The sequence below is a fragment of the Desulfurivibrio modestus genome, assembly GCF_044068625.1.
Classification (GTDB): Bacteria; Desulfobacterota; Desulfobulbia; order Desulfobulbales; family Desulfurivibrionaceae; genus Desulfurivibrio.
In genome coordinates, this window is record NZ_JBIPKH010000004.1 from 167,959 (window position 1) to 174,204 (window position 6,246).

The window sequence follows — 6,246 nt, forward strand, 5'->3', positions numbered from 1 at the left end:
ATTACCGGCCAACATATTTGGCGGGTTTTTGCGGGATCATCGTTATTGGGAGGTGAAATGATGGAGTATATTCAGATTATGACCACCGTGGGCACCAGGGAAGATGCCGAACGGATCGCCAGAACCCTGCTGGAGGAACACCAGGCCGCCTGTGTCCAGATCGTTGGGCCGATCACCAGCATGTACCGCTGGGAGGGCAGTGTCGAACGAACGGAGGAGTATCAGTGTCAGATTAAAAGCCGGGCCGATCATTTTTCCCAGGTGGAGGAGAGTATCGTCCGGATTCACCCCTATGATGTGCCGGAGGTGGTGGCCATTCCCATGCCATCCTGCGGCGGGGCCTACGAACAGTGGTTGCGGTCCGAACTGCAGGGTTAGAATGAGCGAGAATAGCTCGGCCAACCCGCCCCGCCGGCGCCGGCGGCGGCAAGGATTCACCTGTCACTGCTGCGGGCGGGGTTTACCCTTTTGCTGGAACTGCCCCTGTGGTTTCGAGATCTGTGACGAGTGCTTCAAGGAAAACCGCTGGGGGCTGAGCAACGGTCCCACCTGGGTCTGCCCCGATTGCGGCCGGATCAGGATGATGTAGGGGGAGCGCCGGCTGCGGCCGGATTCCCGCTTGACAACCGCTTAGGCAATGGGGAAGAGTGTAAGCGAGTTGCCCTCTCATAACCAGTTGGAGGTCATTATGAGCCTGTTTGCACGTTGTTACGCGTCTGTTTGTTGGTCCTTGGCTTTGTTGATGGCAGCCTCGCTGCTGGTTGGCTGCGCCAGCCGGACCGTGGTGGAGAGCGACCTGCGGATCAAGGGGGCTCCCGACTGGGTGAATCGGGGCTCCCAGGCCCTTAATGACCGCGATGGTCGGCTGTTCCATGGCGTGGGTTCAGCCCCGGCCATGGGGGATCTCTCGCTGCAGACCTCGGTTGCCGATGATCGGGCCCGGGCCGAGCTGGCTCGGATCCTCTCCTCCTATCTGCAGATCGTCTCCCGGGAGTATCTGGTGGCCGGTGGCGGTGGGGCCAGCGAGCAGGCCTTATCGCGTCAGATCGAAAACGTCACCCGGGTCAACTTGAGTGGGGCCCGGATCATCGGGCGGTGGCGGGATCGGCGCACCGAGACCGTTTATGCCCTGGCCGAGCTGGATATGCAGCAGGTCAAATCCACCGTGGCCATGGTTAAGGAGATGGACGAAGGGTTGAAAATTCACGTCGGTCGCCACGCCGATAATATCTTTGATCGCATGGTGGAAGGAGATTTGCAATGATACGGACCATACTTTACCACACCGGCCTGCTGTTGCTGGTTCTACTGCTGAGCGTCGCCTGCTCCACCAGGGTTGAAAGGATTGAACCCGATCAGGTGCGGGATCTGAGCGGCAACTGGAACGATACCGATTCGCGGCTGGTTTCCGAAGAGATGGTGCAGGATGTGCTGGCCCAGCCCTGGCTGGGCCAGCATATCAGGACCCAGGGCGGTCAGCCGGCGGTGATCGTGGGTGAGATTCGCAACCTCAGCCATGAGCATATCAACCTGCGCACCTTTGTCGCCGATATCCAGCGGGCTCTGATCAATTCCGGGCGGGTGGATTTTGTCGCCTCCCGGGATGAGCGGGACGAGATTCGGGAAGAGCGCCGGGACCAGGATCTCCACGCCCGCGAAGACACCCGCAAAGCCATGGGCCGGGAGTTGGGGGCCGACTATATGCTCCAGGGGACGATCAACACCATCATCGATGTCGAGGGGCGGCAGCAGGTGCGTTACTATCAGGTTGATCTAACCCTGATCAGTCTGGTGGATAACCGGATCGTCTGGATCGGCCAGAAGAAGATCAAAAAATTTGTCACCCGCCCGGGCCTGCGCTCCTGATTCGGGATACCATGATGCGCAAACGGGTCGCGGTTGGCTGGCCGGCCCTTTTTTCCCTGCTGCTGGTGCTGGCCGGAGCCGGAGGCCTTGCCGGCTGCGCGACCTACACCGAGACCTCCCGCTCCCTGCAGGAGCGTCTGGTGGCAGGCGAGCCCGAACAGGCCCTGCAAATTTTGGAGAAAAGGGCCGGCGGGCGGAAAGATCTGGTCCTCTACCTGCTGAACAAGGGGATGCTGTTGCGGCTGGCGGGAGATTTCGCCGCCAGCAACCAGGTCCTGGAAGAGGCCAAGGAGCTGATCCACCGGCTTGTCGCCATCAGTATCAGTGAACAGACGGCGGCCCTGTCGGTGAACGACGCCAAGCGCAGCTACATCGGCGACCCCTACGAGCGGGTACTGCTCCACCTTTACAAAACCCTCAACTACCTGGCCCTGGCCGATTATGCCGCCGCCCGGGTGGAGATCCTGCAGGCGGATCTTGCCCTGGAGCAACTTTCCCAGCAGGAGCGCAAGCTCGGGGCGGAAGGGATCATGCGATATCTCTCCGGTCTGGTCTTCGAGAGGGCCGGGGAGTGGAGTGACGCCCTGATCGCCTATCGCAAGGCCTTTACCGCCTATCACTCCATCGGGGGCGTCACCGCCGTTCCCCGGCCGCTGCAACTTGATCTGCAGCGCCTGGCCCGGCGGCAAGGCCTGGATGATGAGGTCAGGCGCTATCGTGATCTGTTTGGAGTTGAAGATTCGCCAGCCGAGCTTACCCGGCGGGAGCGGGGTGAGGTGACGGTGATTCTGGGTACCGGGCTGGCGCCGGTCCGGCAGGAGCAATCCATTAACGTTCTGGCGGGGAGCAATGCCCGCTGGTATCGGGTGGCCACGCCATTTTATCCTCCCCAGCGGGCCGCTCCTGCAGTTGAGATCCGGGTGGTTGCCAACGGGGAGGAGGTCATGGCGGCCTTGGGCGAGGATTTCGACAACCTGGCCCGCCGGGCCCTGGAGGCGGCCATGCCCGGCATCACCGGCCGGGCCCTGGCCCGGTTGGTGGTAAAAGGCAGTGCCATCCGGGAGGTGGAGAGAAACGACCAGTTGCTGGGGGTGCTGGCCAATATCGCCGCTGTTGCCAGCGAACGGGCCGATACCCGCTCCTGGGTCACCCTGCCGGCCCGGCTCCATCTTGCCCGTTTGTCTCTGCCCCCGGGTCGTTACGAGATCAGGGTGGAGTGGCTGGGGTCCGGGGGAAGGGTGCTGATGAGCAGAGAGTATCCGGGGATCGAGGTGCAACCGGAAGGTGTTGTCTATATCCAGGATCACTGGATCGGGCCGTGGGCCATGGAGAGGGGATGAGATGGCGCAAAAAAAGCTGCTGTTGCTGGTAATGGTTGTCGTCCTGGCGGTGGGCGGTTGTGCCGCCAGGGAGCTGCGGACCCAGCCCGATTGGGTGGATGGGGTCAGTGAACGCTATCCCGACCAAAGTTATTTGGTGGGCCGGGGCCGGGCCGCCGACCTGGCCGCCGCCCAGGATCGGGCCCGGGCCGATCTGGCCAAGGTCTTCGAGGTAACTGTCCGGGAGCAGCGCAGCGATGAGCAGCGCTACCTGGGGGGCGGCGGTCTGGTTGGTGAAGCGGGCCGGTGGGAGCTGGAGGTCAGCCGCAGTCTGGTAACCCATACCGAGCAGGTGGTGCGCGGGGTGCGGATTGCCGAGGTGTGGCGTGATCCCTTTAGTGGGGAGCGGCATGCCCTGGCGGTTCTGGCTCGCACCCCGGCGGCGGCGGGGTTCCGGGCCGAGATCGGCCGCCTGGATGAAGTCGCGGCCCTGGAGATTGAGCGGGCCCGGAGCGACGGGGATCTGTTGCGGCGGATTGCCGCCGCCAGTCGGGCCCTGGAGAGCCAGGTGGAGCGGGCCGGCCTGCAGCGGGCCCTGCAGGTGGTGGAAGCCAGTGGTTTGGGGGTGGAGCCCCGCTGGCAATTGGCCCGTTTGGCCGCCGATCTGGAAGAGCTGGCGGGGCGGCTCAGGATTAAGCCCGTCGCTTTGGGGGTTGAGGCGGCCAGCTTGAATACCGCCCTGGCCGGCGGGGTTGCCGCGGCGGGGTTTACTGTTTCCCTCGGGGCCGACGCTTTTCCCCTCCACGCCGAGTTGCAGCTCGATGACCTTGGCCGCCAGGATGGCTGGTACTGGCAGCGCGGCACCCTGGCGCTGACCCTCTATGATCCCGCGGGGGCGGTGCGGGGCACGGAACGCTGGTCGCTCAAGGAATCGGCTCAAGATCGGGAATCGGCCTGGCGGCGGGCCGTGGAGGCGGCAATCGCTCTGCTTGAGGGCCAGTTGCGCGAGGTTCTCCTTGGTTTCGTCGCCGCCGATTAACCTGATCGATTGTTTAATCCGACTTCAGCACCGCCAGGAAGGCGCTCTGGGGGATCTCCACGTTGCCCACCGTCTTCATCCGCTTCTTGCCGGCCTTCTGCTTTTCCAGCAGTTTACGCTTGCGGGTGATGTCACCGCCGTAACATTTGGCCAGTACATCCTTGCGCATGGCCGAAACGTTGGTGCGGGCCACGACATTGCCGCCGATGGCGGCCTGGATGGCGATCTTGAACATATGGCGGGGGATCTCCTCCTTGAGCTTCTCGCAGGCGGAAAGCCCCCGGGCCCGGGCGTTGGCCCGATGGACCAGCTGGGCTAAAGCGTCCACCTTCTCGCCGTTGACCAGCAGGTCCAGCTTGACCAGGTCGCCGGGGCGATAATCCAGCAGCTCGTAATCGAAGGAGCCATAGCCTTGGGTCAGGGATTTGAGCTTGTCGTAGAAATCGTAGATCACCTCACTCAGCGGCAACTCGCAGGAGAACTCGATCCGGCCCGGCATGGGGTAGTGGTGGTTGCTGTTGACCCCCCGCCGCTCCATGCAGAGGTTCATCACCACCCCCATGTAGCGCTCGGGAATCAGGATGGTGGCCTTGATATAGGGTTCCTCAACCCGTTCGATATGACCGGGATCGGGGTAATAGGCCGGGTTGTCCACCTCGACCATGCTGCCGTCCTGGAGATAGACATGGTAGTTGACCGAGGGGACGGTGAGGATCAGCGAAAGATCGAACTCCCGCTCCAGCCGCTCCTGGACCACTTCGAGATGGAGCAACCCCAGAAAGCCGCAGCGAAAGCCGAAACCCAGGGCCGAGGAGGAATCCTTCTGGTAGGTCAGGGCGGCGTCGTTTAAGGTCAGCTTGTCGATGGCGGTGGCCAGATCCTCGTACTCGTCGGTGGAAACCGGGTAGATCGAGGAGAAAACCACCTGTTTGGCCGACTGGAAGCCGGGTAAAGCCACGGCGCAGGGGTTTTCCTTCAGGGTGATGGTGTCCCCGGCCCGGGCATCGCTGATGCTTTTGATCCCGGCCATGATATAGCCCACCTCGCCGGCGCTCAGCTCCCGGCAGGCCTCCCGCTTGAGGTGAAAATGGCCCACCTCCTCCACCTTGTGGCTGATGCCGTTGGACATAAAGGTGATTATGTCCCCGGCCTTGACCCGGCCTTCGACAATCCGGCAGGAGATGATGGTCCCCCGGAAGGAATCGTACTGGGCATCGAAGATCAGGGCCTGCAGCGGTTTTTCCGGATCGCCTTGGGGGGGCGGGAGAAACTTGACCACCGCCTCCAGCACCGAATCCACCCCCTGGCCGGTCTTGGCCGAACAGCGGCAGATCCGCTCCTCCTCCAGCCCCAAATCATCGACGATCTGGGCGGTCACCGCCTCCGGGTCGGCGGCGGGCAGATCTATCTTGTTGATCACCGGAATGATCTCCAGGTCGTTCTCCATGGCCAGATAGAGGTTGGCCAGGGTCTGGGCCTCCACCCCCTGAGCGGCGTCCACCAGCAACAGGGCGCCTTCGCAGGCGGCCAAGGCCCGGGAGACCTCATAGCTGAAATCCACATGCCCCGGGGTGTCCACCAGATTGAGGACATATTCGCGGCCATCGGCGGCCCTGTAAGGCAGGCAGATCGCTTGGCTCTTGATGGTGATCCCCCGTTCCCGCTCGATATCCATGTTGTCCAGCAACTGGTCCTTGAACTGGCGGTCGGTGACCATGCCGCAGTGTTGAATAAAGCGGTCGGCCAGGGTGGATTTGCCGTGATCAATATGGGCGATGATGCTGAAATTCCTGATATTGTTCATAGATATCCGTAGTGTTGGTCAAAACCGGTGCGGGCCGCCGGGCGGTCGCGGTCGGGAGAAGGGCGGGGCGAGGCCGTAAAATCCCGTACCTATAACATAAAAACTAATTAACGGCAATCGGGTTTTGCCGAGGCTGCTATTTTCCTGAGGTGGTTTGGGCAACCATTTTTAATGGTCCGAGTTAAAGAGATCTCACCCCTGGGTAATGTAAAAATTTA

Annotated in this window: 7 protein-coding genes; 6 read left to right on the forward strand and 1 reads right to left on the reverse strand. The window is 62.2% G+C overall.

What is annotated here, in order from left to right; all coding sequences use genetic code 11:
- Positions 1 to 57 precede the first annotated feature (57 nt).
- From cutA to ACHHRT_RS04575, 6 genes are all read left to right on the forward strand, one after another.
- Positions 58 to 378 carry a divalent-cation tolerance protein CutA gene (gene cutA, locus ACHHRT_RS04550; RefSeq protein ID WP_395498147.1) on the forward strand — a complete coding sequence of 107 codons (321 nt, stop codon included), beginning with the start codon at positions 58 to 60 and terminating at the stop codon, positions 376 to 378.
- Between the two features lies 1 nt (position 379).
- Entirely contained in the window at positions 380 to 589 is a 210-nt protein-coding gene (locus tag ACHHRT_RS04555) for a hypothetical protein (RefSeq protein ID WP_395498149.1), read from the forward strand.
- A 153-nt stretch (positions 590 to 742) separates the two neighbouring features.
- Positions 743 to 1,264, forward strand: coding sequence for a hypothetical protein (locus tag ACHHRT_RS04560; RefSeq protein ID WP_395498151.1), 522 nt, complete (start codon positions 743 to 745; stop codon positions 1,262 to 1,264).
- Positions 1,261 to 1,866, forward strand: a complete 606-nt coding sequence (locus ACHHRT_RS04565; RefSeq protein WP_395498153.1) for a penicillin-binding protein activator LpoB — start codon at positions 1,261 to 1,263, stop codon at positions 1,864 to 1,866. The genes ACHHRT_RS04560 and ACHHRT_RS04565 overlap by 4 nt, the downstream gene beginning before the upstream one ends.
- A 14-nt stretch (positions 1,867 to 1,880) precedes the next feature.
- Positions 1,881 to 3,206: a COG3014 family protein gene (locus tag ACHHRT_RS04570; RefSeq protein ID WP_395498155.1), complete on the forward strand. Its 1,326-nt coding sequence runs from the start codon at positions 1,881 to 1,883 to the stop codon at positions 3,204 to 3,206.
- Between the two features lies 1 nt (position 3,207).
- Entirely contained in the window at positions 3,208 to 4,224 is a 1,017-nt protein-coding gene (locus ACHHRT_RS04575; protein ID WP_395498157.1) for an LPP20 family lipoprotein, read from the forward strand.
- Positions 4,225 to 4,237: 13 nt separating this feature from the next.
- Here ACHHRT_RS04575 and lepA read toward each other — a convergent pair whose 3' ends face one another.
- A complete protein-coding gene (lepA, locus tag ACHHRT_RS04580) occupies positions 4,238 to 6,028 on the reverse strand; it encodes a translation elongation factor 4 (protein WP_395498159.1) in 1,791 nt (596 codons plus the stop codon).
- Positions 6,029 to 6,246: the final 218 nt, after the last annotated feature.